General features: G+C 70.6%; 28 protein-coding genes. 15 read left to right on the top strand and 13 right to left on the bottom strand.

Annotated elements, in window-relative coordinates; translation table 11 throughout:
* Window positions 1–245: 245 nt before the first annotated feature.
* From JKV81_RS28060 to pstB, 7 genes are all read left to right on the top strand, one after another.
* Window positions 246–2,492: an RNA degradosome polyphosphate kinase gene (locus JKV81_RS28060; protein ID WP_202078379.1), complete on the top strand. Its 2,247-nt coding sequence runs from the start codon at window positions 246–248 to the stop codon at window positions 2,490–2,492.
* Entirely contained in the window at window positions 2,479–3,471 is a 993-nt protein-coding gene (locus tag JKV81_RS28055) for a CHAD domain-containing protein (RefSeq protein ID WP_129264800.1), read from the top strand. The genes JKV81_RS28060 and JKV81_RS28055 overlap by 14 nt, the downstream gene beginning before the upstream one ends.
* Window positions 3,468–3,884 carry an NUDIX hydrolase gene (locus JKV81_RS28050; RefSeq protein ID WP_202078377.1) on the top strand — a complete coding sequence of 139 codons (417 nt, stop codon included), beginning with the start codon at window positions 3,468–3,470 and terminating at the stop codon, window positions 3,882–3,884. Before JKV81_RS28055 ends, JKV81_RS28050 begins: the two co-directional genes overlap by 4 nt.
* A gap of 185 nt (window positions 3,885–4,069) precedes the next feature.
* Window positions 4,070–5,203: a phosphate ABC transporter substrate-binding protein PstS gene (gene pstS, locus JKV81_RS28045; RefSeq protein ID WP_129264798.1), complete on the top strand. Its 1,134-nt coding sequence runs from the start codon at window positions 4,070–4,072 to the stop codon at window positions 5,201–5,203.
* A gap of 133 nt (window positions 5,204–5,336) precedes the next feature.
* Window positions 5,337–6,329 (top strand): phosphate ABC transporter permease subunit PstC, encoded by a 993-nt coding sequence (gene pstC, locus JKV81_RS28040; RefSeq protein WP_124273937.1) that lies wholly within the window; start codon window positions 5,337–5,339, stop codon window positions 6,327–6,329.
* Complete coding sequence (gene pstA / locus JKV81_RS28035) at window positions 6,326–7,414, top strand: phosphate ABC transporter permease PstA (RefSeq protein WP_129264797.1); 1,089 nt, start codon at window positions 6,326–6,328, stop codon at window positions 7,412–7,414. The genes pstC and pstA overlap by 4 nt, the downstream gene beginning before the upstream one ends.
* Before the next feature lie 37 nt (window positions 7,415–7,451).
* Complete coding sequence (gene pstB / locus JKV81_RS28030; RefSeq protein ID WP_124273935.1) at window positions 7,452–8,228, top strand: phosphate ABC transporter ATP-binding protein PstB; 777 nt, start codon at window positions 7,452–7,454, stop codon at window positions 8,226–8,228.
* Between the two features lie 152 nt (window positions 8,229–8,380).
* On the opposite strand, the gene JKV81_RS28025 is transcribed toward pstB, so the two are convergent.
* Together JKV81_RS28025 and JKV81_RS28020 are read right to left on the bottom strand one after the other, a co-directional pair.
* Entirely contained in the window at window positions 8,381–9,379 is a 999-nt protein-coding gene (locus tag JKV81_RS28025) for an inorganic phosphate transporter (protein ID WP_129264795.1), read from the bottom strand.
* Between the two features lie 5 nt (window positions 9,380–9,384).
* Window positions 9,385–10,005: a DUF47 domain-containing protein gene (locus tag JKV81_RS28020; RefSeq protein ID WP_073743490.1), complete on the bottom strand. Its 621-nt coding sequence runs from the start codon at window positions 10,003–10,005 to the stop codon at window positions 9,385–9,387.
* 221 nt (window positions 10,006–10,226) lie between these two features.
* Between JKV81_RS28020 and JKV81_RS28015 the strand changes: the two genes are divergently transcribed.
* Complete coding sequence (locus JKV81_RS28015) at window positions 10,227–10,574, top strand: metal-sensitive transcriptional regulator (RefSeq protein WP_124273934.1); 348 nt, start codon at window positions 10,227–10,229, stop codon at window positions 10,572–10,574.
* Window positions 10,575–10,630: 56 nt separating this feature from the next.
* On the opposite strand, the gene JKV81_RS28010 is transcribed toward JKV81_RS28015, so the two are convergent.
* Both JKV81_RS28010 and JKV81_RS28005 read right to left on the bottom strand, forming a co-directional pair.
* Window positions 10,631–10,840 (bottom strand): hypothetical protein, encoded by a 210-nt coding sequence (locus tag JKV81_RS28010; protein ID WP_202078376.1) that lies wholly within the window; start codon window positions 10,838–10,840, stop codon window positions 10,631–10,633.
* A gap of 99 nt (window positions 10,841–10,939) precedes the next feature.
* Window positions 10,940–11,824 (bottom strand): SCO4651 family lipoprotein, encoded by an 885-nt coding sequence (locus JKV81_RS28005; RefSeq protein ID WP_202078375.1) that lies wholly within the window; start codon window positions 11,822–11,824, stop codon window positions 10,940–10,942.
* 153 nt (window positions 11,825–11,977) lie between these two features.
* Between JKV81_RS28005 and JKV81_RS28000 the strand changes: the two genes are divergently transcribed.
* Window positions 11,978–12,166, top strand: a complete 189-nt coding sequence (locus tag JKV81_RS28000; protein ID WP_129264793.1) for a hypothetical protein — start codon at window positions 11,978–11,980, stop codon at window positions 12,164–12,166.
* Here JKV81_RS28000 and JKV81_RS27995 read toward each other — a convergent pair.
* The 7 genes from JKV81_RS27995 to JKV81_RS27965 form a co-directional block, all read right to left on the bottom strand.
* Window positions 12,163–15,108 (bottom strand): tetratricopeptide repeat protein, encoded by a 2,946-nt coding sequence (locus tag JKV81_RS27995; RefSeq protein ID WP_236057948.1) that lies wholly within the window; start codon window positions 15,106–15,108, stop codon window positions 12,163–12,165. The genes JKV81_RS28000 and JKV81_RS27995 overlap by 4 nt on opposite strands.
* Before the next feature lie 129 nt (window positions 15,109–15,237).
* Entirely contained in the window at window positions 15,238–15,969 is a 732-nt protein-coding gene (locus JKV81_RS27990; RefSeq protein WP_129264792.1) for a phosphatase PAP2 family protein, read from the bottom strand.
* Between the two features lie 301 nt (window positions 15,970–16,270).
* A complete protein-coding gene (locus JKV81_RS27985; RefSeq protein ID WP_202078374.1) occupies window positions 16,271–17,278 on the bottom strand; it encodes a C40 family peptidase in 1,008 nt (335 codons plus the stop codon).
* Between the two features lie 100 nt (window positions 17,279–17,378).
* Entirely contained in the window at window positions 17,379–17,936 is a 558-nt protein-coding gene (locus JKV81_RS36890; protein ID WP_372444259.1) for a hypothetical protein, read from the bottom strand.
* On the bottom strand, window positions 17,936–19,699 hold the full coding sequence (locus JKV81_RS27975) for an alpha/beta hydrolase (RefSeq protein ID WP_372444258.1): 1,764 nt from the start codon (window positions 19,697–19,699) through the stop codon (window positions 17,936–17,938). Before JKV81_RS27975 ends, JKV81_RS36890 begins: the two co-directional genes overlap by 1 nt.
* A gap of 23 nt (window positions 19,700–19,722) precedes the next feature.
* Window positions 19,723–20,103 (bottom strand): hypothetical protein, encoded by a 381-nt coding sequence (locus JKV81_RS27970; RefSeq protein WP_202078441.1) that lies wholly within the window; start codon window positions 20,101–20,103, stop codon window positions 19,723–19,725.
* Window positions 20,104–20,252: 149 nt separating this feature from the next.
* Window positions 20,253–20,624 (bottom strand): nuclear transport factor 2 family protein, encoded by a 372-nt coding sequence (locus tag JKV81_RS27965; RefSeq protein WP_129264790.1) that lies wholly within the window; start codon window positions 20,622–20,624, stop codon window positions 20,253–20,255.
* An 87-nt stretch (window positions 20,625–20,711) separates the two neighbouring features.
* Here JKV81_RS27965 and JKV81_RS27960 point away from each other — a divergent pair, with 87 nt between their 5' ends.
* The 3 genes from JKV81_RS27960 (at window position 20,712) to JKV81_RS27950 (ending at window position 23,987) form a co-directional block, all read left to right on the top strand.
* Window positions 20,712–21,506: a helix-turn-helix domain-containing protein gene (locus JKV81_RS27960; RefSeq protein WP_129264789.1), complete on the top strand. Its 795-nt coding sequence runs from the start codon at window positions 20,712–20,714 to the stop codon at window positions 21,504–21,506.
* Between the two features lie 156 nt (window positions 21,507–21,662).
* Window positions 21,663–22,289, top strand: coding sequence for a histidine phosphatase family protein (locus tag JKV81_RS27955; protein ID WP_202078370.1), 627 nt, complete (start codon window positions 21,663–21,665; stop codon window positions 22,287–22,289).
* Between the two features lie 96 nt (window positions 22,290–22,385).
* On the top strand, window positions 22,386–23,987 hold the full coding sequence (locus JKV81_RS27950; RefSeq protein WP_202078368.1) for an adenosine deaminase family protein: 1,602 nt from the start codon (window positions 22,386–22,388) through the stop codon (window positions 23,985–23,987).
* A 64-nt stretch (window positions 23,988–24,051) separates the two neighbouring features.
* Here the strand turns inward: JKV81_RS27950 and JKV81_RS27945 are convergent, their stop codons facing one another.
* A complete protein-coding gene (locus JKV81_RS27945) occupies window positions 24,052–24,519 on the bottom strand; it encodes an ATP-binding protein (protein ID WP_202078366.1) in 468 nt (155 codons plus the stop codon).
* 215 nt (window positions 24,520–24,734) lie between these two features.
* On the opposite strand from JKV81_RS27945, the gene JKV81_RS27940 reads away from it, so the two are divergent.
* The 3 genes from JKV81_RS27940 to JKV81_RS27930 are packed head-to-tail and all read left to right on the top strand — an operon-like array spanning window position 24,735 to window position 26,005.
* Entirely contained in the window at window positions 24,735–25,586 is an 852-nt protein-coding gene (locus JKV81_RS27940) for a Scr1 family TA system antitoxin-like transcriptional regulator (RefSeq protein WP_129264786.1), read from the top strand.
* A gap of 10 nt (window positions 25,587–25,596) precedes the next feature.
* The gene (locus JKV81_RS27935; RefSeq protein WP_129264785.1) at window positions 25,597–25,785 is read left to right on the top strand and encodes a DUF397 domain-containing protein; all 189 of its coding nucleotides are present in this window, start codon (window positions 25,597–25,599) and stop codon (window positions 25,783–25,785) included.
* The gene (locus JKV81_RS27930) at window positions 25,778–26,005 is read left to right on the top strand and encodes a DUF397 domain-containing protein (RefSeq protein ID WP_129264784.1); all 228 of its coding nucleotides are present in this window, start codon (window positions 25,778–25,780) and stop codon (window positions 26,003–26,005) included. The genes JKV81_RS27935 and JKV81_RS27930 overlap by 8 nt, the downstream gene beginning before the upstream one ends.
* Here JKV81_RS27930 and JKV81_RS27925 read toward each other — a convergent pair.
* Entirely contained in the window at window positions 26,002–26,586 is a 585-nt protein-coding gene (locus tag JKV81_RS27925) for a hypothetical protein (RefSeq protein WP_129264783.1), read from the bottom strand. The genes JKV81_RS27930 and JKV81_RS27925 overlap by 4 nt on opposite strands.
* Window positions 26,587–26,838 lie beyond the last annotated feature (252 nt).

Below are 26,838 nucleotides of genomic sequence, written 5' to 3'. Positions count from 1 at the left end.
GGGAGTCCGGGCAGGGGGTTCACCGACGGTGAGCACCGGATACGCACCGCAGCCACACCGCTCCCTGTATGTCATGTCACCGTTACCGGCCATTCAGACGGGCTTGCGACCCTCACGGGATGCAGCCAGCTGTGCCCACCCCCCGCAACGGGAGCGGCCCCGGTCCAGGGGCCACTTCCGCCTCTCCCGCGATCTTTACGGGCTCCGACGCGCCTCAGGAGCCGAACGCGCGGAAGAATAGGTCCATGAGCCAGCAGCCCAGCTCCGAGGTCCCGGTCCAGCCCGCCCAGCCGTCGGTCGGCTCCCTCGCCGCCCACCGGCCGCACGCGGTCGCCGGCGCGGTACCCGCAGGCCTGTCCACAGCCGCCGACCTCGACCCCGATCTGGACAACGACCCGGACGCGTACGAGCCCGACGGCGACGGCGACGAGCTGCCGCAGGGCCGGTTCCTCGACCGGGAGCGCAGTTGGCTCGCGTTCAACGAACGTGTTCTGGAGCTGGCCGAGGACCCCGCCACACCGCTCCTCGAACGGGCTAACTTCCTCGCGATCTTCGCCTCGAACCTGGACGAGTTCTTCATGGTCCGGGTCGCCGGGCTCAAGCGTCGTATCGCCACCGGTGTCGCCACCCGGTCCGCGTCCGGACTCCAGCCGCGCGAGGTCCTCGACCTGATCTGGACCCGCTCCCGCGAGCTCATGGCCCGCCATGCCGCCTGCTACCAGCAGGACGTCGCGCCCGCCCTGTCCGACGAGGGGATCCAGCTGGTCCGCTGGCCCGAGCTGACCGAGAAGGAGCAGGCCCGCCTGTTCACCTTCTTCCGGCAGCGGGTCTTCCCCGTGCTGACCCCGCTGGCCGTCGACCCGGCGCACCCGTTCCCGTACATCTCGGGGCTCTCGCTGAACCTCGCCGTCGTCGTCCGCAACCCCGTCAGCGGCCACCGGCACTTCGCCCGCGTCAAGGTGCCGCCGCTGCTGACCCGCTTCCTGGAGGCGTCCCCGCAGCGTTACGTCCCCATAGAGGACATCATCGCGGCCCACCTCGAAGAGCTCTTCCCGGGCATGGAGGTCCTCGCCCACCACATGTTCCGGGTCACCAGGAACGAGGACCTGGAGGTCGAGGAGGACGACGCCGAGAATCTGCTCCAGGCCCTGGAGAAGGAGCTCATGCGGCGCCGCTTCGGCCCGCCGGTCCGGCTGGAGGTCGAGGAGTCCATCGACCCGTACGTCCTGGACCTGCTCGTGCGCGAGCTGAAGATCTCCGAGACCGAGCTCTACCCGCTGCCGGGCCCGCTCGACCTCACCGGACTGTTCGGCATCGCGTCGCTGGACCGCCCCGAGCTGAAGTACCCCAAGTTCATCGCCGGCACCCACCGCGACCTCGCCGAGGTCGAGTCCGCCTCCGCGCCCGACATATTCGCCGCCCTGCGCGAGCGCGATGTCCTGCTGCACCACCCGTACGACTCCTTCTCCACCTCCGTCCAGGCCTTCCTGGAGCAGGCGGCGGGCGACCCGGACGTCCTCGCGATCAAGCAGACCCTGTACCGGACCTCGGGTGACTCACCGATAGTGGACGCCCTGATCGACGCGGCCGAATCCGGCAAGCAGGTCCTCGTCCTCGTCGAGATCAAGGCCCGCTTCGACGAGCAGGCCAACATCAAGTGGGCCCGCAAGCTGGAGGAGTCCGGCTGCCATGTCGTCTACGGCCTCGTCGGTCTCAAGACGCACTGCAAGCTGTCGCTCGTCGTGCGTCAGGAGGGCGACACCCTGCGCCGCTACTCCCACGTCGGCACGGGCAACTACCACCCCAAGACCGCACGGCTCTACGAGGACCTCGGCCTGCTCACCGCCGACCCGCAGGTCGGCGCCGACCTCTCCGACCTCTTCAACCGGCTCTCCGGCTACTCCCGCCGCGAGACCTACCGCCGGCTGCTGGTCGCCCCGAAGTCCCTGCGCGACGGCCTGATCGCCCGGATCAACAAGGAGATCACCCACCACCGCGCGGGCCGCCCCGCCTACGTACGCATCAAGGTCAACTCGATGGTCGACGAAGCGGTCATCGACGCCTGCTACCGCGCGGGCCAGGCCGGGGTGCCCATCGACATCTGGGTGCGCGGCATCTGCGCGATCCGCCCGGGCGTCGACGGCCTCTCCGAGAACATCCGGGTCCGCTCGATACTCGGGCGCTTCCTCGAACACTCCCGGGTCTTCGCCTTCGGCAACGGAGGCGAGCCCGAAGTGTGGTTCGGCAGCGCCGACATGATGCACCGTAACCTCGACCGCCGGATCGAAGCCCTGGTCCGCGTCACCGACCCCGCGCATCGCGCCGCCCTCAGCAGGCTCCTGGAAACAGGCATGTCCGACACCACCTCGTCCTGGCACCTGGGTCCCGACGGAAACTGGACCCGGCACTCCACGGACGCGGACGGGCAGCCGCTGCGGCACGTACAAGAGATGCTCATTGACGCCCGGAGGCGCCGGCGTGCGACGCCCTGACCACCAGACTGCGACCCTCTCCGCGGAGGCGGTCCTCGCCCCCTACCTGCGCGAACAGGCCGCCTGCTTCCTGCGGGGACTGCGGCTGCACCGCGAGCACAGCGCCCCCGCCGACGCCGGCACCCGGAGCGCCGACGAGGCCGCCCGCGCGCTGCGCCACGCGGCACGCCGGATCAGCGGCACGCTGCACACCTTCCGCGGGGCACTCGACCCCGCCTGGGCCGACCAGCTCCGCACCGAGCTCGCCTGGCTCTCCGGCACCCTGGCCCGCGAGCACGCGTACGCCACACGGCTCGGCCGGCTCCTGGAGGCGCTGCACCAGCTCTCCGGCTCCTCCCTCCCGGCGGCCCGCACGGCCACCGGGGAGAACGGGGACGGAGGCGACAAGGAGCGGGCCGCGCTCGGTGTCGGTGCCGCCCGCGCCGGAGCCCTCCTGGAGCGCCGGCTGACCCTCGCCCGGACCCGCGCCCACTCGGCGGCGCTCCAGGCGCTGGGCTCCTCCCGCTTCCACGCCGTCGCCGACGCCGTCGCGCTGCTCGCCTCCGAGGTCCCCCTGTCGCCCTCGGCGGCGGACCCCGTGGAGGGGGTGCTGCACGCCCCGGCCGGGCTGGCCGAGCAGCTGATGCTCGACGCGGTGGCCGCGCTCCCGCCCGACGAGGCGGCGGAGCCGTACAACGAGGCCCACGACGCCCTCTGGCACCAGGCCCGGCTGCTCCTGCGGCTCCACCGGTACGCGTACGAGATGCTGCGCGGCGCCCCCGATCCGGCCCTGGCCGGGCCCGGGCACGCCCTGGACCTCCAGCGGGACGCGGCGGAGGCAGCGGCGGCCGCGGCCGCGGCGGCCCGCACCCCGCGCATCGCCCCGGCGACGGCGTACGCCCTGGGGGTGCTCCACGCCGACCAGCGGCACGAGGTGGAGGCGGCGCGCGCCGTGTTCCGGGAGAGCTGGCCGTACGCGGCGGCCGTGACCGCGCCATGAGCGGGACGCCCGTACGGGCGGCGGGGTGCGTGCTGTGGCGCCGCACCCCGGACGGCGCCGGCCTGGAGATCTGCCTGGTCCACCGGCCCCGCTACGACGACTGGTCCTACCCCAAGGGCAAGCTGAAGCGCGGTGAGACCGCCCTGGAGGGCGCCCTGCGCGAGGTCCTGGAGGAGACGGGCCACCACTGCGTGCCGGGCGCCACGCTGCCCACGGCCCTGTACCTGGCGAACGGGCGGCCCAAAGAGGTCAGCTACTGGGCCGCCGAGGCGACGGACGGCACGTTCGCGCCCAACGACGAGGTCGACGAGCTGGCCTGGCTCTCCCCCGAGGCCGCCCGCGCCCGCCTGAGCCGCCCCGGCGACCGCGTCCAGCTGGACGCCTTCCTCGAGAACCGCCCGCACCACCTCTGAGGATGCCGGAACCAGCCCGCCCGACACGGTTCACCCTCCGTTCACTCTCCCCCGTAGGCCGCTTCACCTGTTCTGCCTAATTTCAGACGTACCAGGTGCACGGCGCCAAGCCGCAGCACCACTCCTCATCGCACGCCGCCTCGTCCCCACCAGCCGCGGCGGCTCCTGGAAGGAACACCCCGAAAGTGAAGCTTCAGCGCAAGAACCGGCTTCGTGCCACCGCGCTCGGTGCCCTCGCCGTCTCCGGCGCCCTGGTCCTCACGGCGTGCGGTTCGGACGACAACACCGGTGCCGAGGCGGAGGGCGGCAAGACGAGCGCCGCCGCGTCGAACATCAAGTGCGACGGCGCCGAGGGCCAGCTGCGCGCCTCCGGGTCCAGTGCCCAGAAGAACGCGATGGACCTCTGGGTCAAGAACTACATGGCCGCCTGCTCCGGCGTGGAGATCAACTACAGCTCCTCGTCCTCCGGTGAGGGCATCGTCGCGTTCAACCAGGGCACCGTCGGCTTCGCCGGCTCGGACTCGGCCCTGAAGCCCGAAGAGGTCACCGAGTCGAAGAAGATCTGCAAGACCGGCCAGGGCATCAACCTCCCGATGGTCGGCGGCCCGATCGCGGTCGGCTTCCACGTCGAGGGCGTCGACAAGCTGACGCTGGACGCCCCCACGCTCGCCAAGATCTTCGACAGCAAGATCAAGAAGTGGAACGACCCGGCGATCGCCGCGCTCAACGAGGGCGTCAAGCTGCCGGCCAAGGACATCCAGGCCTTCCACCGCTCCGAGGACTCCGGCACCACGCAGAACCTCGGCAAGTACCTCGCCGCCGCGGCCCCGTCCGACTGGAAGTACGAGGCCGAGAAGAAGTGGCCGGCCCCCGGTGGCCAGGCCGCTTCCGGTTCCTCCGGTGTGGCCAGCCAGGTGAAGGCCGTCGACGGCTCCATCGGCTACTTCGAGCTGTCGTACGCCAAGTCGCAGGACATCACCACCGTCGACATCAACACCGGTGGCGCCGCCCCGGTCGAGGCCACCTCGGAGAACGCCTCCAAGGCCATCGCCGCCGCCAAGGTCAAGGGCACCGGCAAGGACCTGGCGCTCGACCTCGACTACACCACGAAGGCCGAAGGCGCCTACCCGCTGGTCCTCGTGACGTACGAGGTCGTCTGCGACACCGGCAACAAGGCCGACACCCTCGGCACCGTCAAGTCCTTCCTGAGCTACACCGCCTCCGCGGACGGCCAGAAGGTCCTCACCGACGCCGGCTACGCCCCGATCCCCGAGGCGATCAACTCCAAGGTCCGCGAGGCGATCGCCGGGCTCAAGTAGCCCGAACCGCACGACAGGCACGCACAGGCGGGCCGGTCCGGCGCACCCCTCCGGACCGGCCCCCACCGCCCGACCCATCCGGTGCACCGCCGCCAGGGGAGCCGTCCGCTCCCCCACACAGACCGGAAAGACCATGGCTTCCACGACACCGCTCGACATACCGCCGGCTCCGCCGGCCACGCGCGGCCGCCCCAAGTCCACCGGGCGCGCCGGCGACAAGATCTTCCTGGGCCTCTCCCGCGGCTCGGGCATCCTGCTGCTCGTGATCATGGCGTCGATCGCCGTGTTCCTGAGCTACCGCTCCGTGATCGCGATCTCGCAGGACGAGGGCAACTTCCTCACCACCTTCGACTGGAACCCGGCCGGTGACCCGCCGGTCTTCGGCATCGCGGTCCTGCTCTTCGGCACGGTCGTCAGCTCGATCATCGCGATGGTCATCGCGGTCCCGGTCGCTGTCGGCATCGCCCTGTTCATCTCGCACTACGCGCCGCGCAAGCTGGCCGCCCCCCTCGCCTACGTGGTCGACCTGCTCGCCGCGGTGCCCAGCATCGTCTACGGCATCTGGGGTGCCCTCGTCCTCGTCCCGTACATGGAGGGCCTGAACCTCTGGCTCGACCAGTTCTTCGGCTGGACCTACCTCTTCGAGAAGACCGAGGTAGGCGTCGCCCGCTCGCTCTTCACCGTGGGCGTCCTGCTCGCGATCATGATCCTGCCGATCGTGACCAGCGTCAGCCGCGAGGTCTTCCTCCAGGTCCCGAAGATGAACGAGGAAGCCGCGCTCGCCCTCGGCGCCACCCGCTGGGAGGTCATCCGCCTCTCGGTGCTGCCCTTCGGCCGCTCCGGCATCATCTCCGCCTCGATGCTGGGCCTGGGCCGGGCGCTCGGCGAGACGATGGCCGTCGCCACGGTCCTGTCGCCGAGCTTCCTCATCTCGCTGCACGTGCTCAATCCGGGCGGCGGGACCTTCGCCCAGAACATCGCGGCCAAGTTCGGCGAGGCCGACGAGTTCGGGCGGGACGCCCTGATCGCCTCGGGCCTCGTCCTCTTCGTCCTCACCCTGCTGGTCAACGGCGCGGCCCGGCTCATCATCGCCCGCCGCAAGGAGTACTCGGGGGCCAACGCATGAGCAACGCCACCACCACCGACGTGCAGGACACGCGTCCGCAGACCGCGCCGGAACCCCGCAAGGGAAGCCTCAGCAGCCGCAGCCTCCCCCGTTGGGCCCCGCTCGGCTTCGCCGCCGTGGCGGTCGTGCTCGGCGTCGGGATCTCCCTGGCCGCCGGCTGGCAGAGCCGTGTGCAGTGGGGCCTGATCTCGGCCCTGCTCTTCCTGGCGATCTCGTACGTCGTGACGACCGCCGTCGAGAACAAGCGCCAGGCCAAGGACCGCCTCGCCACCAGCGTCGTCTGGGTCTGCTTCCTCGTCGCCGTCGTCCCGCTCGCCTCGCTGCTCTGGACCACGGTCAGCCGGGGCGCCGAGCGACTCGACGGGTACTTCCTCACCCACTCGATGGCCGGGGTCCTCGGCTCCGAGGACAGCGGCGGCGTCTACCACGCGCTGATCGGCACCCTGGAGCAGGTCGGGATCGCCACCGTCATCTCCGCTCCGGTCGGTCTGCTGACCGCCGTCTACCTGGTCGAGTACGGCAAGGGCACGCTCGCCAAGGCCGTCACCTTCTTCGTCGACGTCATGACGGGCATCCCGTCCATCGTGGCCGGTCTCTTCATCCTGTCGATCATGCTGATCGCGAGCATCGAGCCGTCCGGCCTGATGGGCGCGCTGGCCCTGACGATCCTGATGATCCCCGTCGTGGTCCGCTCCACCGAGGAGATGCTCAAGCTCGTCCCCAACGAGCTCCGCGAGGCCTCCCTCGCCCTCGGCATCCCGAAGTGGCGCACCATCCTCAAGGTGGTCCTGCCCACCGCGATCGGCGGCATCACCACCGGCGTCATGCTCGCCATCGCCCGCATCGCCGGGGAGACGGCCCCGATCATCCTGCTGGTCTTCGGCAGCCAGCTGATCAACACGAACCCCTTCGAAGGCGCCCAGTCCTCGCTGCCCTTCTACATCTACGAGCAGTACAAGATCGGCGAGGCCGCGTCCTACGACCGCGCCTGGGCGGCAGCCCTGGTCCTGATCGCCTTCGTCATGATCCTCAATCTGGTGGCCCGCGGCATCGCCCGCTGGAAGGCCCCGAAGACCGGTCGCTGACGCGGCCATCAGCGACCCGAAAGAAGCAGTGATCCACATGGCCAAGCGCATCGACATCGGCGGACTCACCGCCTACTACGGCTCCCACAAGGCCATCGAGGACATCTCGATGACGGTGGAGCCCCGCTCCGTGACCGCCTTCATCGGCCCCTCCGGCTGCGGCAAGTCCACCTTCCTGCGCACCCTGAACCGCATGCACGAGGTCACCCCCGGCGGCCGCGTCGAGGGCAAGGTGCTGCTGGACGACGAGAACCTGTACGGCTCCGGGGTCGACCCCGTCACCGTGCGCCGCACGGTCGGCATGGTCTTCCAGCGCCCGAACCCCTTCCCGACGATGTCGATCTTCGACAACGTCGCGGCGGGCCTGCGGCTGAACGGCTCGTACCGCAAGAACCAGCTGTCGGAGATCGTCGAGAAGTCGCTCCGGGGCGCCAACCTCTGGAACGAGGTCAAGGACCGCCTGAACAAGCCGGGCTCCGGCCTCTCCGGCGGCCAGCAGCAGCGCCTGTGCATCGCCCGCGCGATCGCGGTCGAGCCCGAGGTGCTGCTGATGGACGAGCCCTGCTCCGCGCTCGACCCCATCTCGACCCTCGCCATCGAGGACCTGATCGGCGAGCTCAAGGAGCGCTTCACGATCGTGATCGTGACGCACAACATGCAGCAGGCGGCGCGCGTCTCGGACCGTACGGCGTTCTTCAACCTCTCGGCGGTCGGCAAGCCCGGCCGGCTGATCGAGATCGACGAGACGGAGCGGATCTTCTCCAACCCGTCCGTCCAGGCGACCGAGGACTACATCTCCGGCCGCTTCGGATAACCCCCCTACGGCCTTGGGGTGCTGCATGGCGGTGCCACCACAAGGCGAAAGGGTCCGCCCCCGCTCTCCACAGGAGAGCAGGGGCGGACCCATTCACAGGTGTTCACAGGCGCGCACAGGCGGGCGCGGGGAAGAAACCGGGGCGAACCGGGTCACCCGAAGAGCAGGACCACGATCCCGTAACTCGCCGCGGCGACCAGCGCCGCCGCCGGCATGGTGATGAACCAGCCCAGGATGATGTTCTTGGCCACGCCCCACCGCACGGCGTTCACCCGCTTCGTGGCGCCGACACCCATGATCGCCGAGGTGATCACATGAGTCGTGGAGATCGGCGCGTGGAACAGGAACGCCGAGCCGAACATGATCGACGCACCCGTCGTCTCGGCGGCGAAGCCCTGCGGCGGGTCCAGCTCGATGATCTTGCGGCCGAGCGTCCGCATGATGCGCCAGCCACCGGCGTACGTCCCGAGGGACAGCATCAGCGCGCAGACGAGCTTCACCCAGACCGGGATCTCGTCGTTCGGGCCCTCGACATCGGCGATGACCAGGGCCATCACCACGATGCCCATCGTCTTCTGGGCGTCCTGAAGACCGTGGCCCAGGGCCATACCGGCCGCCGAGACCGTCTGCGCGATACGGAAGCCGCGCTTGGCCTTGTGCGGGTTGGAGTTCCGGAACATCCACATGATGCCGACCATCACGAGATAGCCGACGACCAGGCCGATGACCGGAGACAGGAACATCGGGATGACGATCTTCTCGAGCACCCCGTCCCAGTGCACCAGCGTCCCGCCGGCCAGCGCCGCGCCGACCATGCCGCCGAACAGGGCGTGCGAGGACGAGGACGGCAGACCGTAGTACCAGGTGACGAGGTTCCAGATGATCGCGCCGACCAGCGCCGCGAAGAGGATGCCCATCCCCTTCTGGCCTTCGGGCGTGGCGATCAGGCCTTCACTGACGGTCTTGGCGACTCCCTGGCCCAGGAAGGCGCCTGCGAGGTTCATCACAGCGGCCATCGCCAGAGCCGCACGCGGGGTCAGCGCCCGGGTGGAGACCGAGGTGGCGATGGCGTTCGCCGAGTCGTGGAAGCCGTTCGTATACGTGAAGCCGAGCGCGACGCCGATGGTCACGATCAGCGCAAAGGTGTCCACGAGGTTCAGGACTCCTTGACCGCGATGGTCTCCACCGTGTTGGCGACGTGCTCGAACGCGTCAGCCGCCTCTTCCAGCACATCCACGATCTGCTTGAGCTTCAGCACGTCCATGGCGTCGTACTTGCCGTTGAATAGGTGCGCCAGCAGCTTGCGGTGGATCTGGTCGGCCTGGTTCTCCAGACGGTTGACCTCGATCCAGTACTCCGTGAGGTTGTCCATGGTCCGCAGGCTCGGCATGGCCTCGGCGGTCAGTTCCGCCGCCCTGGCCAGGACCTCGATCTGCTGCTCGACACCCTTCGGGAGCTCGTCGATCTGGTACAGCACGACCAGGTCGACGGCCTCCTCCATGAAGTCCATGATGTCGTCGAGCGACGACGCGAGGTTGTAGATGTCCTCGCGGTCGAACGGCGTGATGAAGGAGGAGTTCAGCTGGTGGAAGATCGCGTGGGTGGCATCGTCCCCCGCGTGCTCCGCTGCCCGCATACGCTCCGCGATCTCGACTCGGGAGGCAGAATCCGCCCCGAGCAGTTCCATCAGGAGTTTCGAGCCCGTGACGATGTTGTCCGCGGATGCGGAAAACATGTCGTAGAAGCTCGTCTCCCTGGGGGTCAGACGAAAGCGCACGTGGGGTCCTCGGGGTGCTTTGGATTCGGTCAGGCTGATGCTAGGCGCATCATCCGGCCACGGCTAACCGGCGTTCTTCAGTGTCGCGCATCGGGCACAGTGATCAGCACGGCCCCCCGGTCACGTTTCGGCTGGATTCGGTACGATATACCCGGCAGGGGTATACAGACGGCACAGAACGGCACGCTCACCGCAGGCCACGAGGACAACGGGAGGACCCCATGACCACCACCGAGGCCGCCGACGCAGCCGGTACGGAAGCGGTCGTCACCGACCACGACCGCGGTATCCACGGCTACCACCACCAGAAGGACGAGCACCTCAAGCGGCTGCGCCGCATCGAGGGCCAGATCCGCGGCCTCCAGCGGATGGTGGACGAGGACGTCTACTGCATCGACATACTCACCCAGGTCTCGGCCTCCACGAAGGCCCTGCAGTCCTTCGCGCTCCAGCTCCTGGAGGAGCATTTGCGCCACTGTGTCGCGGATGCCGCGCTCAAGGGCGGCGAGGAGATCGACGCGAAGGTCGAGGAGGCCACGAAGGCGATCGCCCGGCTCCTGCGGACCTGACGGCGGCCGGCGGAAAGCCGGAGGAGGAAAAGCCGGGCGAGGGACAACTCACCTCGTCATCCCCGGTGGCGGCCCTGCCGGGGAATCGTCGGCACCGGCTCGGTGGGCTCCACCCCGACGTTGAGCACCTCGTCGATACGGTCGGGACTGAGCCGGTCCTCGAGCGCGTCCGCCGCCGCGATCATGAGCTCGCCGCACAGTTCGATCTCGGCGAGGGCCACACAGTCCTGAGCGTTCGGAGCGCTGAGCGTCACCACCTGCGTCACCTCTCTCTGCTGTCGCCGACTCCTGGCGCACCGACTCCCTAGCGTAGGGAGCGCGGCACACACCGCGCATGGCACGGAAGGACCATTTCGGCCCCCTCCCTACGGCGTTTCCGGGCCACCCCCGCCCTGCTGGACCCGGCCCGTGTAGATGTCCGCCTCGGGCGGCAGCGTCACGGACACCGGGGTGCCGAAGCCGTACAGCAGCAGCGTCGAGACCACCTCCACCGCCGGCCCCTCGGTCGCGAAGGTGAAGCGGTGCCGCACCTTCCGCAGCAGGCCGTCGTCGTCCAGATAGGCGTCGAAGGGCACCGTGTCCGTGCTGAACCCTTTCGCCGCGGCGGTCAGCGCCCCGCGCGAGGACGGCGACGCCTCCCGCGCCGCCCGCCCGAGGTCCGCGGTCCCCCGGTAGTGCCGGACCTCGACCCCGGCGAGCTCCGTCCGCCCGACGTACGTCACCTCGGCAGCGCCGCGCAGCAGCTCGGCGGCGGCCGTCGGATCGGTCACACCGCCGGTGACCAGATTGCCGTCCTCCAGGGACGTCGTGTCGATCCGCACCCACTTGTCGTCGGGCACCCCGGCGCCGCGGTTCTTCATGTACAGCGCCCCGGGCGCCAGCAGCTCCGTGATCGGCCGGTGCTCCTCGGCCCCGGCGGCGTCCTTCGGCAGGACGACCTCGATCTCGCCGAGCTGTCTGCGGAAGTCGTACGCCCCCTTGCCCCTGATCGTCACCCGGGTCCCGCCGGCCGCGGTCTCCATCGACGTACGCGCCTCGGCGCTGCCCGCGTCGGCCAGCTCCTCGGCCGCCCGCCGGACCACCGCCGCCGGGGACCCGGCCGGGGCGCCCCCGGCGACGCGTTCGCCGGCCGCGTCGCCGCCGTCACCGCCCGCGCCGGAGCAGCCGCTGCCCACCGTCATCACGCCTGCGACAGTCAGGGCCAACACAGCCAGTGCCCCGCCTCCGCACCTGTGCTGCTGCACCACCATCGCCTGCCAACCCCCAACGACGTACACCTGACCGAGTTCCCGCCCGCCTCGCCTAACGACGGCCGGAGCACCTCGTCACGCCACCGGCACCCTTCCGGAAGCCGATCGGCCCACACGCCACCCGCCGTACGGCGTCCCCAGTACCGTGGACGCGTGCATCAGGACCCCTCGGACTCCCCCGTCGACAGCCCCGCTCCGGCGCACAGCACCACGACCGTCGAGCGGGGTTCGTTCTGTCTCGCCCGCTGCGCCTGCGGCTGGTCAGGACCCGCCCGGCGCGCCCGCGACCGGGCCCGTGCGGACGCACGGGAGCACCTCGGGGAGCCGGAGCAGGACGGCTAGCGCGGGTTCTGAAAGTCCCGCAGCCGCCGTACGGCCGCCTCGACGCCCGGCCCGGCCTCCGGGAAGGCCTCGGAGAGGAACAGCAGGTCCTCGACCGTCTCCTCGATCAGCTCCTCCCCGATCCCGCGGAGCGCCTCGCACCGCGTGGCCGCGGCATCGGTGTCGAGCCGGGCGCAGGCCAGGACGAGCAGGCCCTGGCGCGCGTCCACGGCCTTCTCGCCGCCGCCCTCGTCGAGCGCGGTGAAGCTGCGCAGGGCCCGCCCGAAGCGCACTTCCGCCCCCTGGCCGTCGCCGGCCACGCGGAGCGCGACGGCGTACAGCATCTGGTTCCAGCCGTCCTCGGCGTCGATCTCGACGGTCCGTACGCAGTCGGCGACGGCCTCCTGGTGCCGGCCCAGGCGCAGATACACCCGGGCGCGGGCGCACAGGGCCCACTCGGAGGACGGGTCGAGCCCGACGGCCCGGTCGAGATCGGCGAGCGCCTCCCCGTACCGGCCCAGCCGCTCGTACAGCTCGCCACGGCTGGTGGCCGCCCAGACGTACCCGGGGTGGGCCTCGACGGCCCGGCCGTAGTCGGCGAGCGCCTCCTCGTACCGGCCCATGGACTCGTGCAGCTGCGCCCGGTTGCCGTACGCCCAGGCGTACCCGGGGACGATCTCGATGGCCCGCGCGTAGTCGGCGAGCGCCTCCTCGTGCCGGCCCATGGTCCCGTACGTCCTCGCGCGACTGGCATAGGCCCAGGCGTACTGCGGATCGAGCTCCACGGCGCGGTCGTAGTCGGCGAGCGCCTCCTCGTACCGGCCCATCCGCTCGAAGAGCTGCGCCCGGCTGCCGATGGCCCACTCGTAGTGAGGGTCGACCTCGGTCGCGCGGTCGTAGTCGGCGAGGGCGTCCTCCTGCCTGCCCATCGCCTCGTACACCTGCGCCCGGCTGCCGTACGCCCAGGCGTACCGGGGGTCGATCTCCACGGCACGGAGGAAGTCGGCGAGGGCCTCGTCGTGGCGCCCCAGGTTCCGGTAGGCGTCACCACGGCTGCCGTAGGCGAGGACGTACAGCGGATCGATCTCCACCGCACGCGTGCAGGCGGCGACCGCCTCCTCGTGCCGGCCCAGCAGCCGGTAGGTCTCGCCGAGCCCCGCATGGGGCCGGGCCGTGCCGGGCGCGAGGGCCACGGCGGCCTCGCAGTCGGCCAGCGCCCCCTCCTCGTCGCCCGCGCCCCGGCGTTCCGCGGCACGGATCGTGTGGACCAGCGCCCGCCCGTCGGCGTCCGGTTCGGGCGCGCCCAGGATCAGCGTCAGCGCGGCCGATGCGGGCCTCTCCTGTTCGGCGGCGGCCTCCAGACGGTGCCCCCAGGAGGTCAGGGCCGCCGAGTCGGTGTCGAGCCCGGCGCGGCCGATGATCTGCGCCCAGCGACGCAGCGTGGCCACGTCGTGGTCGACGGCGCAGGCGCTCTCGCGGAGCGCGTCGGGCAGGGCCGTACGGGGATGGGCGCACAGCCGGTGGTACGTCTCGTTCAGCCGGTGCTCCCGCCAGGCCGCGTCCGCCCAGTGGTCGTCCGGGTCCGTGACCAGCTCCGCCTCCGCCGCCGACCGCAGCCGCCCGAACAGCTCGGCCAGGCCGGTGTGCGCCTGCTGCCACCGGGCGGGCGACCGGGTCCGCTGGAGGCGCAGCATCGCGGCGCGTACGACGTCGTGGTAGCGGCAGCGGCCCGCCTGGGGGGAGACGAAGGCGAGGCCGCGCAGCCACGCGTAGCCCTGGGCGGCGGCCTCCGGGACGACCGCGCGGTAGATGTCCTCGTCGATCTGCAGCGGGAGCGCACAGGCCAGCGCGGCCGCCCGCCGCTCCGTGTCCGGCTCCCACTTCAGGAACCTCTCGACCGCGGTCTCGGACGGGTCGCCCATGCCCCTGCCCCTGCCCGGGTCGCTCCGGGCCAGCATGTCGACCAGCAGCGGGAGCCGCCCCGACAGCCGCAGGACCAGCTCGACGCTGGGCTCGTCGGTGACCCCGTGGGCGGTGAGCAGCGTGCGCGCCTCCTCCTCGGTGAACACCTCCAAGCTCACCTCGGTGACCTGCCCCAGCCGGTCGCCCCAGACCCTGGTGTCCAGGGGGAGCTGCCCGGACAGCACGACCTGCACATTGACCGGGAGGCCCCCGTACTCCTCGCCGAAGACCGTGGCGTGCAGCCAGGCGTCGAGCAGCGGCCCGGTCCGCTCGTACACGTCGAAGAACAGCACCACCCGCTCGCACCGCTCCGCGACCTCGGCCAGATCCTCCAGGAAGACCGGGGCGAGGGCGGCCACCGGATTCATCACCAACTGGACGTCGTCATGGCTGCGCAGCCGCATGTTGAGGGCCGCCCGCACCCGGTCCGCACCCAGCGCGACCTGCTGCGGGTCCACCGCGCCGACGAACGCGCCGACCCCGGGCACCATGCCCAGGCCGACCAGTCCCACCTGGGCCGCCACCATGCTGGACGGCGACGCGGCCGGTACGGGCGCGACGGCCTGGCCGGCCAGGGGGTCGGGCTGCGGTGCGGGGACGGCGCTCTCCGCCTGGTGCCGGCGCTGCCGGTAGGTCGCCAGCTGCTTGTCGAACCTCTTCAGCGGGTGCCCCTGCTTGCTCAGCCGGGCGCTGACCGCCTCCATCGCCTCGAACACGTCGTGCACGTCGTCATCGACGTACGCCGTCACGACGGAGGCCTGCTCGCGGGCGGTGGACTCCCACTGCCGCACGAGGGTCGACTTGCCCACGCCGCCGTTGCCGCGCACATGGAAGAGGAACGGGAAGTCGGGCTCCTCCGGATCGCGCGCGAACGTCTCGCGGAACACCGCCAGCTCACCGCGGCGGCCCACGAACCCCGTACGTTCGTGCCGCCGGTTGACTTCCTGCCGCGTCGGCCGCCGACCGGCCACCTGCACCACCGCCCCCGGGTCTCCGGACATGATGCCCCGTCACGGGAGACACGGGAACGGAACGGCTGAACAGGCGCGGGGATCGCGGGGGTTGGGACGCCCGAGCATGCGAAAGGGGGCGCCCTTCCCGGGACGCCCCCATGAACCGCCGGTCACCGCCTACGCGGCGAGATCCCTCTCACCGGGCGAACCGCCACGGCCGGAACCCGGGCTCGGCTCGGGGATCCCCCGGGCGTCACCCCGTCCGTCGGCCGAGGCGACCACGGTGCGGGAGCGGACGAGCCTGCCGACCGCACCGGCGCGGGCCACGGCCCCCACCAGAGGCGTCAGCAGCATCATCGCGAGCGGGGCGAGCAGCAGCGCCACGGCCGTGCCGAGGGCGAAGCCGCCGATCACGTCGGTCGGGTAGTGCACGCCCATGTAGACGCGGCAGAAGCCCTCCAGCAGCGCCAGTCCGATCGCCACCAGCCCGAACTTCCGGTTGGCCACGAAGAGCCCCACGGCGATCGCCATCGCCATCGTCGCGTGGTCGCTCACGAAGGAGAAGTCCGTCTTGCCCGCCACCAGGACCTCGAGCCCCTTGTGGTCGAAGAACGGACGCGGCCGCTCCACGAAGCCCCGGATCGGGATGTTGATGAGCAACGCGATCCCGGCGGCGAGCGGTGCCCACACGAGCCCGGCAACCGCCGTCACCGAGTCCTCGGTCGTCCCGCGTCGGCGTACGCTCCACCAGCACCACAGGACCGCCAGGACCATGCCGAACATGATCCCGAATTCACCGACGAACTCCATGACCCGGTCGAACCAGGTCGGAGCGGCCTTCGCCAGCCCATTGATGTCGTAGAGCAGGCTGACGTCGGGGTTCGACCCATCGAGTGCGAGTCCAGCCATCTGCCGCGGCCCCTTGTCTTGTCTGCTGCTGCGACGCACAACGGCGTGCGTCGCCTTGGTCTGACCCCCGTGGTCGGTGCGGATTCAGTGCCGCGTCACGCCATGATGCCGTCACGTCCGACTGGTCTGGGCAGTCACGCTCGGTCATCTGCGCATGCTGTCCCAGTCCAGGGAACGGCCTGCCGGCTCTCCGCGTTCCGCTCTCCACCGAATGATCACCATGACGTTATCGAAGAGTGACTCATCGTCGCAGCTCAGGGCCCGGGCTTCACGGAGAGTTCCGGCCACGGCCGACTGGTCGTCAGCTTTCCGGGAGCGCGGTCGGAAGCGCCGCGGCACCGTCCTTCGTGACCCTGGTCGCACCGAAGTAGTCGGGGGTGTCGATCTTGTCGAACCGGATGACCGCACCGGTGTACGGAGCGTTGATCATGTAGCCGCCACCGACGTAGAGACCCACATGGTGGATGGCCCGCGAGTTGTTCAGATCGTCCGAGAAGAACACCAGATCACCGGGGAGGAGCTCGTCCCGCGAGGGATGCGGGCCGGCGTTGTACTGGTCGTTGGCCACCCGGGGAAGCTCGATGTCGACCGTCCGGTACGCGGCCTGGGTCAGCCCGGAACAGTCGAACCTGCCCCCTTGGTCCGCCGTGCCGTTGCCGCCCCAGAGATAGGGGGTACCCAGCTTCTTCTGCGCGAAGTAGATGGCCCCGGCGGCCTGCTGCGAGGGCTGCACCCGGCCGACCGGCTTGGCGAAGCTCTTCTCCAGCGAACGGATGATCTTGACGTAGTTCTGCGTCTCGCTGATCGCGGGCACCCCGCCCGACTGGATCACGCGGTAGGCGCCCGCGTTGTAGGCGGCGAGCATGTTGTCGGTCGCGTCGCCCGGCACCTTCTTGACGTACCCGGCGAGCTCGCAGTCGTAGGACGCGGCGGAGGGGATCGCGTCGGCGGGATCCCACACGTCCCGGTCGCCGTCCTTGTCCCCGTCGATGCCGTGCGAGGCCCAGGTGCCGGGGATGAACTGCGCGATGCCCTGCGCGGCGGCGGGGCTCTGGGCGCGCGGATTCCAGCCACTTTCCTGGTACAACTGGGCCGCCAGGAGAGCGGGGTTGATGGCGGGACAGAGATTGCCCCATTTCTCCACGAGTGGCTGGTACCGCGCGGGCACGGCCCCCTTGGCCAGCCCGACGGCCCCACTCGCCGCCCCGGCGATCCCGGCGGCGGCGGAGTACGTACCGACGACGAGCAGGGCGATGAAGCACAGGCCCAGCCCGATCCCACCGCAGACGAACACCCAGTATTTCCGCACGCCTCAACCATCCCCCATTCGGGCGCGGTTCACGTGGCGATTCGCTGGTGTGTACGGGTGGGTGGGGGCATGAGGGGGCGTCAGGGGCGGCTGCGGGGGGTCAGGGGGCGCCGGCGGACCAGAAGGGCGAGCGGACGTTGGGGCGGGGGATGTTCTCCATGCCCTCGTAGGTGGGCGCGGTGGCCTTGGTGGTGGACTCGGCGACCTCCGACTTCTCGACGCAGGGGCTGTCGACCTCGAAGAACACCTGCCCTTCACCTCCCACGATCAGGCTGACGCCGAACCCATCCTCGGTCTGGGCAAAGATTGCGGGCACATCCGGATCATTGTTGATGGATTTCATCCGATATCCGCTGTTTCGCCAAGAACGGTCAACTACGCCCAGAAAGTTGCCTCTGCGTTCGGCGGACACGATGGTCATCACCGCCCGCCTCCTGGTTACGTCGCAGCTTCCGGTGGTAGTGGGGCCATGAATCCACCGGACCTCCGGACGAACAGCGTCAAAAACGTCGTCCAAAATCCTATCGGACCGCTCTGCCGCTTCCTGCATATTCATTTCAGGCTTTTCACTCCCGCCCAGATAGCTCGCACCCCCCGCACAACCGACCAGAACCACAGCCCCTGCCAGAACGGCACTAGATTGAATGACCCCGCGCATCACCGGTACTCCTGACTGCTGATTTTACTCGAGCGCCCCGCCACGATAAGTCCAATATTCGACGCTGACGCCGCATCCCTCTTCGGGTCGAAGTATTGAGAATGCGCAGCAATTGACGGGCCAACGGGTCCTACGAGCCCCGGGCCGTCATCGACACGGAAACGCTTGGCCCCGAATGCCTCGCTCGCCGGGTCCTTTCCGAACCAGAGGTCATCGTTGCCGGGGTCAGCAATATCACCCGCGTCTACACCAAACGGAGCGAGTGGCCTGAGTGCGGCACCAACAACCACCTCCCGCTTCGACGGCACCGTGGTGACCACGTCGTTCTCCGCTGACCCGACGAATACGTGATCGCTGCCCACTCCAAGGTCCTCAGCGCGATCTACCCCCACCCCGGGGCTACCTACCAGAACGATGTCGTCAACTCCCGGAATGCCGTCGCCCTGTTGTGTTGCTGCTCCTACGGTTCGCGACCCGTAAGAGTGACCGATCGCGGTCAGATGAGGGTCGCTATTCTCATTCGTCGCAGACAGCCCCGCAGTGAACTCATTCAGGCTTTTGCCCCCTTCCATCGCCCGCCAGTCAAGGGCTACAGCGGCGCTTCCGAGGCCGTCGATTGCCTGCGGAGCGTCGTACCCGAGCCACGCAATCGCCGCACTGGATGGGTCGTGATACCGAGCCCCGATCGCCGTGTCACGGGCGCGCTTCAGATCGTTTGTCGCAAAGTCCTCATCCAGCGACGTGTTCAGCCCCGGCACATACGCCGCCACATTCTTCGCCGTATCCGGATTGCCGAACGAAACGATCGCCCGGCCGTTCCCCTCGTCCCCGATGCCGAGCAGGAACATCGGCGGCTGCGTACCCGCCCCCAGCTGCCGGTCGATCTCCCGCAGCCCCGCCAGCCGCGTAGCCGATCTCTCGTCGTCCCGGCCCTCCAGCTCGCCGATCAGCAGCCGCAGGTTGTCCAGGTTGGCCGCGTCGCGGGTCAGGGCCGGGATCCCGTCCAGGTTCCCGATCTGGTCCGGGTACACCGCGAGGTACTCCTCGCGCTGTTCCTGGGTCAGCCCCGCCCACCAGTCCCGCCGCTCCGCCGGAGACGCGTCGTGCGGGATCGCGTCCTTGAGGTACGCCCCCGCCGCGTCCCGGACCGCCGCCGCGTCGCCCGCCGCGTCCCGCCACGTGGCGTCCGGGACCTTCAGCCCCTCCTCCGCCTTCAGCCGGCGCAGAATCCCCGCGTACCGCCAGTCGATCTCCGCAGCCGCCCGCACCGCCCCCGCCACCCGGTCCGCGATGTCCCGCGCCTTCGCCGCGTTCGGGTTCGGGGCGACCAGGCCCGAGGGCGGCACCAGCCCCGGCAGCCCGTTCGACGTCGCCGTGCCGCCCCGCAGCGGCGCGCCGTCGACGAGCGCCTCGCCCGCCGCCGGGTACGTCACCGAGCCGTCCGCCCCCACCGTGAACTTCAGCGCGGCCGCGTCGTCCAGCGCCTCCTTCAGCGCCCGCTGCTGGGTCCTCATCTCATGGGCCAGGGAGTTCAGCGTCGTACGGAGGAGCCCGCACTCCGTGTAGACGTACTGGAAGTTCCGCCCCAGCTGCCGCAGCCGCGTGACCGCCGCCTGCGCCGCCTCGCCCTCCTGCGTGTCGCGGAGCCCGGTGAGCAGCTGCTGCTCGATGCGGTCGCGGGCCGCGTCGGCCCGGTTGCTCGACTTGCCCCACCCGTCGGCCGCGCCCTCCAGCTCGGCGCACTTCAGGTCACGTAACTCCACCCAGGTCAGCGCCGGCGTAGGCGTCACCGCTCGTCCCCCTGGCACGGGACCGTCACCGCGGCGAAGGACGACCGTACGGCCTCGTTCGTGGCGCCCTGGGTCCGTGCAACGTCCCGCAGCTTGGCCGCCAGGCTGCCGCACTCCCCCCGCGCCGCCTGGATCCGCCGCTCCCACGACTCCCGTACGGCAGCCAGTTCCGCCAGGGCGGTCAGCCGGCCCGCCCCCGCCATGAGCCCTTGGTGCGCCAGGGCCAGTTCGGAGCGGACCGGGGCGAGCTGGGTCACCAGGGCGTCCGCTCCCCCTGCGGCCTTCACCCAGGGCCCGTCGCTGTGCCTCAGCCGGCCGCAGTCGCCCCCGCCCGGCGGCGGACCCGCCGGTTCACTCGTCCCCCGCACCACGGTCATACCGCTCACCCCGCTCCTCGATCATGGAGCGGCACTGTGTCAAACCGGGCGTCCCCGACACGCCGGGCCAACCGGTGGCGAACGCCCCTGTCCCCGCCGCGCAAGGGGACCGGCCCCCGCCGGCATCACCCGAACGCGCGACGCCCCACTCACAGCCCCGCGACCGGATCCGGCGCGTCGGCGGCCGGTACGGGTTCGACGACCTCCCAGCGCTCCGCGATCAGGCCGTCCTGGAGGCGGAAGACATCGGCCACCGCGATGTCCAGCCCGGCCGTGGGCAGGCGGCGCCGCGAGAGCATCGTCACGTAGTCGCCCTCCGCCACGAGCCGGCGGATGTCGATCTGCATCTCGGGGAAGGGCAGCTCCCGCGCCACCGCGATCCACTCCGCCCGGGTGGACGTACGGAACGGCAGACCGTGGTCCACGTAGTCCTCACGCAGAAGCGGCGCCATGGCGTCGAAGTCGCCCTTGCCGGACAGCTCCAAGCAGGTCAGAACCTTGTTCTTGTTGTCAGTGCTCATGTCCAGAAGGGTGGTCGCACGGCGAGGGGATGTCGATGAACTCGGAGTTCATCGACCCCGTCCGTACGCGGGGCTAGGGTCGGCACCGTGGAGACCGTGGGCGGCCTTTTGCGCGAGTGGCGGCACAGCCGACGGCTGAGCCAGCTCGACCTCGCACTCGCCGCGGGGATCTCACCCCGCTACGTCAGCCTCGTCGAGACGGGCCGGTCCCGGCCCAGCGCCGACATGGTGCTCCGGCTCGCGGACCAGCTCGACGTCCCGCTGCGCCATCGCAACAGACTCCTGGTGGCCGCCGGATTCGCCCCCCGCTACCGCGAACGTCCGCTCGACGGACCGGACATGGCGGCCGTGCGAGAGGCGGTGGCCGGCGTCCTGCGGGCCCACGAGCCGTATCCGGCGCTGGTCGTGGACCGCCACTGGAACCTCGTGCTGGCCAACACCCCGGTCGAGCACCTGCTCGCCCACGTCGACCCCGAACTGCTCGCCCCGCCGGTGAACCTGGTGCGGCTGGGGCTCGACCCGCGCGGCCTCGCCCCGCTCATCGTCAACCGGGCCGAGGTCCGTTCCTTTCTCCGTACGCGGCTGGCGCGCCAGGTCGCCAGGACCGGTGACACGGTGGTGGGGGCCCTGTACGACGAGTTCTTCGCGGGCGAGGAGCCCGACCGGCCGGGCTCCCGGGTGCCGTCGGAGGAGGTCGCGGTGTCGATGGTCTTCCGTCTTCCCGAAGGGGAGTTGAGGCTGTTCTCCACCATCACCACCTTCGGGACGCCTCAGGACATCACGCTCGACGAGATCTCGGTGGAGTCCTACTACCCGGTGGACGCCGACAGCGCCGCCCTCCTCCAGAACATCGCCGACGCACGGCAGGCCCCGCGCCCCTGACCTCCCCCGCCGAAACCGCAGGAACCGCAGGAACCGCAGGAGCCGCCGGAACCGCCGGAACCGCCGGAACCGCCGCGCGGAGAACACCGTCCACCAGGGCATCCGCGGGTGGTCCGGCCGGCCCACCCGCACCACCCCACCGGACAAGGGCCGCCCATGACCGCCACCGCACCCCGCTTCCTCTACATCGCCCGGCACGCCCAGGCGTCCCCGGACGAGACCGAACTGACCGAGCAGGGAAGGCGGCAGGCCGCCCTGCTCGGTGAGCGGCTCCGGGGCATACCGCTGTCCGCCGTCCACCACGGCCCGCTCCCCCGGGCCGCGCAGACCGCCCGGCTGGTCCATGAGCAGCTCGGCGCGGACATCCCCCTGCGGGCCTCGGAGCCGGCCGGGGACTACGTGCCGTACGCCCCCGGGCGGGAGGAGCTGCCCGAGGAGTCGGCGGACCGGTTCCTCGCGTTCGTCGAGCAGTTCCCGGAGGCGGAACGCGCCCGGGGCCCGGAGCTGGCCGAGACCGCGATGGCCCTGTTCACCGGCCCGGCGGACGGGGAGGAGCCCCGCCACGAACTGGTCGTCACCCACGCGTTCCTGGCCGCCTGGCTGGTGCGTGACGCGCTCGACGCCCCCGCCTGGCGCTGGCTGGGCCTCAACCATGCCAACGCGGCGCTGACCGTCATCCGGTACGCCCCCGGCCGGCCCGCCGCCCTGCTCATGGTCAACGACATGGGCCACCTCCCGGAAAAGCTGCGCTGGACCGGATTCCCCCCGGAGCTCCGCGTGTGAACACCGGCCCGCGCCGTTTGAACACCACTCGCGCCGGGCGCCCGGTCGTCACCCGGACGGATGGTTTACGGGACACCGCCCTCGCGGCCCTGGGTCATGCGCGCAGCTCTTCGTGATCATGCAGGCGTGATCTCCGTACACCACAACTCATCGCGTACCCGCCGGTTGTTGACCGCCGCCGGCCTCGCCGCGGCGGCCCTGGCCGCGTCACTGCCCGCCGGAACCCAGGCCGGGGCCGCCGCCGCCCCCGCCTCCGTACCGCCGCCCCGGACGTCCACCCCCGCCGAGGCCCGCACCGCCGCCTGGCCGGACGCCCACCCGAAGGAGGCGGCCCGCTTCTACCGGGACCTGCCCAAGGGGGGTGACCTGCACAACCATCTGTCCGGCGCGGTACGGACCGAGTACCTCATCCAGCTCGCGGCCGAGGACGGCCTCTGCATCGACGCCACGACGACCGCCGTCGCACCCCCGTGTGTCACCGGCACCCGGCCCGCCGCCGACGCCCTCACGGATGCCGCCTTCCGGCAGCGGATCGTCCGGGCCTGGTCCATGCAGGACTTCCCGCAGAACGAGTCCGGGCACGACCACTTCTTCGCCACGTTCGGGAAGTTCGGCGCCGCGACCTCGCACCGCGGCAAGATGCTGGCCGATGTGGCGGGCACCGCCGCCGCGCAGAACCAGTCGTATCTGGAGACCATGGTCAGCCCCGCCTCGGACGGCGCCAAGCAGCTGGCCGCCGACGTCGGCTGGGACGCCGACCTGGCCGCCCTGCACCGCAAGCTGCTCGCCGGCGGCAGGCTGGACCAGCTGGTGGCGACCGCGAAGCAGGAGGCCGACACCGCCGACGCCGAGTTCCGCGACACCGCGCGCTGTGCCACCGGCAACCCCGGCCCGGCCTGCGGCATCACGGTGCGCTGGATCTCCCAGGTGTCCCGCAACAGCGCCCCGGAGCGCGTCTTCACCCAGATCGCCCTGGGGCTGCGCCTCGCCGAACGTGACCAGCGGTTCGTCGCCGTGAACCTGGTCCAGCCGGAGGACGGCGAGATCTCCCTGCGGGACTACCGCCTGCACATGCGCATGCTGGACTACCTGCACGGGCTCTACCCGGCCGCCCACATCACCCTGCACGCCGGCGAGCTCGTCCCCGGCCTGGTGAAGCCCGAGGACCTCACCTTCCACATCGACGACGCCGTACGGACCGGCCGGGCCGAGCGCATCGGCCACGGCGTCGACCTCGTGCACGAGAACGGCTGGCAGCGCCTCGCCCGCGACATGGCACGCCGCCAGATCGCCGTCGAGGTACCGCTCACCAGCAACGCGCAGATCCTCCAGGTCGAGGGCGAGGAGCACCCGTTCCCCGTCTACCGGAAGTACGGCGTCCCGGTCGTCCTGTCCACCGACGACCCCGGTGTCTCACGCGGTGACATCGGCCAGGAGTACCGCCGCGCGGCCCGTACGTACGGACTCGGCTATCCGGAGCTCAAGGACCTGGCCCGGGCCTCCCTGGAGTACTCCTTCCTGCCCGGCCGCAGCCTGTGGCGCTCCGACCCGGTACGCCAGGGCTTCCGCCCGGTCGAGGAGTGCCGCGCCCTGGACTCGGCCCGCTGCGCCCGGTTCACGTCCCAGAACCCGAAGGCCCGGCTGGAGCTGCTCCAGGAGCGCTCCTTCCGGACGTTCGAGGCCCGCTACACCGGCTGACCCGACTCGGCCCGACGAGGGGCGGGAAGGTGCCTGCGCCGCGCGGCACCTTCCCGCCCACCCGTTACGGCACCTCGCCCCATCGGCACTCCGGTTTCCCCACGCATTCGACCCACAGCACCTTGCCGCCCTGCCCGGGCAGTCCGCCCCGGATCGGGTACGCGCCCCAGCTGTCGGCGTACTCCCGTACGAGGTACAGCCCCCGCCCGCGCTCGGCGAGGCCCGTGGGTACGTTGGCGGGGCCCGCGCCTGCGCCGAACGGATCCGGGATCTCCGGGCTGGAGTCCCACACCCCGACCCGCACCCGGTTCCGCCCGGCCCCGCGCAGCCGGAGCGAGTACGAACCCGAGGAGTGCCGGTAGGCGTTGGTGACCAGCTCGCTCGCCAGCAGTTCGGCGGTGTCGACGAGATTCCGCAACCCGTGCACCGTCAGCACGGTCCGCAGGGTCGCCCGGGCGATCCCGGGACCACGGGGATCCTGCGGAAGTTGGAGGGTGTACGCCCAGGGCGGCGTTACGGTGGCCAGAGCCATGGAAGTCTCCGTTCACGGAGGGGTGTTGGGTGTGTGCGTGTCGCACGGCCCGGTGACGAGGCCGCTCCGTCGAGCGGGGTACTTCCGGGCGGGTGGCCTGGGTCAGAGACTAGGTTCTCGCAAGGATTACTTGCACCGCTGGACCGGAATCCTTGAACGGAACCACTCGTGTGAGTGACGCTCCGCAACGCACCTCATCCCCAGGGGAGTTCACGATGGCTGGCAGGGCAGCACCCACCGCACGCCGTATGCGGCTCGGCGCGGAACTGCGCAAGCTGCGTGAGCGCGCCGGGCTGACCACCACACAGGCCGCCGATCTCCTCGGCACGAGCGCGGGGCAGCTCAGCAACATGGAGGTCGCGCGCTTCGGAGTGAGCGCCGAACGCGTACGGGTCGCGGCCCACACGTACTCCTGCACGGACCAGGCCCTGATCAAGGCCCTGGTCGAGATGACGGGCGAACGAAAGCGCGGCTGGTGGGAGGAGTACAGGGAGATCCTGCCTCCGAAGCTCCTCGATCTGGCCGAGATCGAGCACCACGGCACAGGCCTGCGTGCGGCGCACAGCATGCATGTCCCGGGGCTTCTGCAAACCGTCGATCACGCGCGTGAGATCTACCGGCAGGCGGTGCCCGAGATCTCACCGCCCGAGATCGAGCACCGGGTCTCGTACCGCGTGAAGAGACAGGCCGTCCTGTACCGGGATGACCCGGCCCCGTACCGCGCCGTCATTCACGAAGCCGCCCTCCGCATGAGGTTCGGCGGACCGGGCATCGCCCGTGCCCAGCTTCAGCACCTGCTCGCGCTGAGCGAGCGCTCCCATGTGTCCATCAGGGTGATCCCGTTCTCGGCCACGTACTACCCGGGGTCCGGCCAGTCCGTGTATTACGTGGAGGGGCCCGTCCCCGCCCTCGACACCGCCCAGCTCGACCAGTCCCACGGTCCGGTGTTCATCGACTCCGAGGCTCAGCTGGCCCAGTACCGGATGCTCCTCGAACGACTCGACGCCGCTGCTCTGCCGGCCGAGGAGTCGCGAGACCTCGTCCACGCCATCGCTCAGGAACTGTGAGGGAAAGAAGATGACCGCGTCCGACTGGCAGAAATCGTCCTACTGCGCCCAGGGCGAAGCCTGCATACACATCGCCGCCGACCACGGCACCGTCGCCCTCACCGAGAGCGGTGACCCCAGCGGCGCGATACTCCGGGCCACCCCCGCCGCCTGGGCAGAACTCCTCCGTACCGTCAAGGAGACCCACGGCCGTGGCTGACGTACCCACCGGCCTCGTCTGGACCCGCGCCGCCCCCGAGGACGCGCAGGGCCCCGGGCCCTGGATCGAGATCGCGTTCGGCCCCGGGGAGCTCGTGTACCTCCGTGGGACCGGGGACCCCGGCACGGTGGTGACCACCACCGTGGAGAAGTGGGAGGCGTTCGCCAAGGGTGTCGTGGCCGGCGAGTTCGACCACTTCGCCCGGGCCGACGGGGCCTAGGAGATGAAATCGGTCAGCGTGCACCCGTCCACGAGCGCCTTTTCCTTCTTGTAGCCACTGGGGATCGGGTCCCCCGCGTCGCAGACGAATGCGAGGATCCCGGAACCCTTGAGGTCGGCCCGCGTGGTGCTGCCCCCCGTGACGACGAAGTCCTCCCCGAGGAGGTACCACCCGTCCGGCTCGTGCTTCTTCGCCTGGGTCTGGAAGCTCTTCATGTCGTCGACGGACATGAGCGTGACGCCGTTGCGGTCATCGCCCCAGCAGACGCCCCGCTCCTTGATGCCCCAGAGCTTGCCGACGCCCACCGCCTCCGGGTCGTCCTCGTTCTCGGAGTCCCTGTCCTCCATGTGCAGATCGGTGCACGTGGTGCGCTGGCTGACGAACGTCTCGATGTCCGCCATGGTGGCGGCCTGCGGGCGGTGGCCGTCCGTTCCACCGTCCATGAGCCGGCCCCCGCTGCCCGCGGACTGCCCGTCACCGTCGGCAGGGACGCCGCCCCCCTCGTCGCTCCCGCCGCAGCCACTGACTGCCGCCAGCGCCAGCACTGCCGCACCGGCCGCCACCATGCACCGCAACCGCATCTCTTCCGTCTCCCTCGTGTCCCGCGTCGGCTGGGGCGCTCCCCTGCACCGCCCCAGCCCCCTACCGCCTGCCTGACCGGCCCCCACCGGATCAGGCGCGGCTGTCAGCCCGACCCAGGATGCGGGGCGGTGAACGGGCGAACAATCTCCGGCTTCACATGGTGTGATAACTCCGGAGTTATCGATGGAGGCCGGGGGGCACATGGTGGAACTGCGAGACATCGAGATCTTCCTGACGCTGGCCGAGGAGCT

It is taken from the genome of Streptomyces silvae, from assembly GCF_016745505.1.
GTDB lineage: Bacteria > Actinomycetota > Actinomycetes > Streptomycetales > Streptomycetaceae > Streptomyces > Streptomyces silvae.
The sequence above is the reverse complement of the archived record's forward strand: the minus strand, read 5'-3'. Positions and strand labels throughout refer to the sequence as shown.